Raw genomic sequence first — 905 nt, 5'->3', positions numbered from 1 at the left:
CGGCGGTCGCGGCGCTGCCGGTGAAACCGACCGTGTCGCCGAGGTCGAGCAGGTCGAACAGGCCGGGGACGCTGCCGCTGACCAGCTGCAGGGATCCCTCGGGGAGCAGTCCGGTCTCGACGACCATCCGCACCCACGCCTCGGCGATGTAGGCCGTCGGGGTCGCGGGCTTCACGATCGTGGGGAGTCCGGCGAGGAAGGCGGGGGCGAACTTCTCGAGCGCTCCCCACATCGGGAAGTTGAAGGCGTTGATCTGCACCGCGACCCCGGGCAGGCGCGTGTAGACATGCCGACCGAGGAAGGATCCGTCCTTCGACAGCGGCTCGATCGGTCCGTCGAGCACGACCTTTCCGGCGGGGAGTTCGCGTCGCGCCTTCGACGAGAAGGTGAAGAGCACGCCGATGCCGCCGTCGACGTCGCTGAGCGAGTCGCGCCGGGTCGAACCGGAGCGCTCCGACAGGGCGTAGAGCTCTTCGCGGCGCTCGTTCAAAGCGATCGCGAGGTTCTTCAGCACCATCGCGCGCTGGGGGAAGGTGAGGGCACCGATGCTCTTCTGCCCCTCGCGGCGCGCGAAGGCGACGGCTCCGGCGAGGTCGAGGCCCTTCGTGCTGACCCGCACGATCTCCTCCCCCGTCGAGGCGTCGCGCACGATCGCGGCATCCGGGTCATCTTCCGGCGCCCACCAGGCCCCGTTCACGTAGCTGGGGAGAAACGTCATCACTCGCTCCATTCGTAGAATCCGCGGCCGGTCTTGCGGCCCAGGTGCCCCTCGGCGACGAGCTCTCGCAGCAGCGCGGGCGGGGTGAAGCGCGCGCCGAACGCGCGCTCGAGTTCTTCGGCGATGCCCAGGCGCACGTCGAGTCCGACGATGTCGGTCGTGCGGAGGGCGGGCTCTACTACACATC

At 69.5% G+C, this 905-nt stretch carries 2 protein-coding genes; both read right to left on the bottom strand.

Annotation, left to right across the window (positions count from 1 at the left end):
• The coding region (locus tag NS220_RS18560) for an aldehyde dehydrogenase family protein (RefSeq protein WP_153004377.1) at positions 1–718 on the bottom strand (718 nt) is incomplete at its 3' end.
• The coding region (locus NS220_RS18555; protein ID WP_242864686.1) for a 3-hydroxyacyl-CoA dehydrogenase family protein at positions 718–905 on the bottom strand (188 nt) is incomplete at its 5' end. The genes NS220_RS18560 and NS220_RS18555, both read right to left, overlap by 1 nt.

The sequence above is a fragment of the Microbacterium testaceum genome, assembly GCF_001476655.1.
GTDB classification, from domain to species: Bacteria; Actinomycetota; Actinomycetes; order Actinomycetales; family Microbacteriaceae; genus Microbacterium; species Microbacterium testaceum_C.
This window is presented reverse-complemented; position numbering and strand designations above follow the sequence as displayed.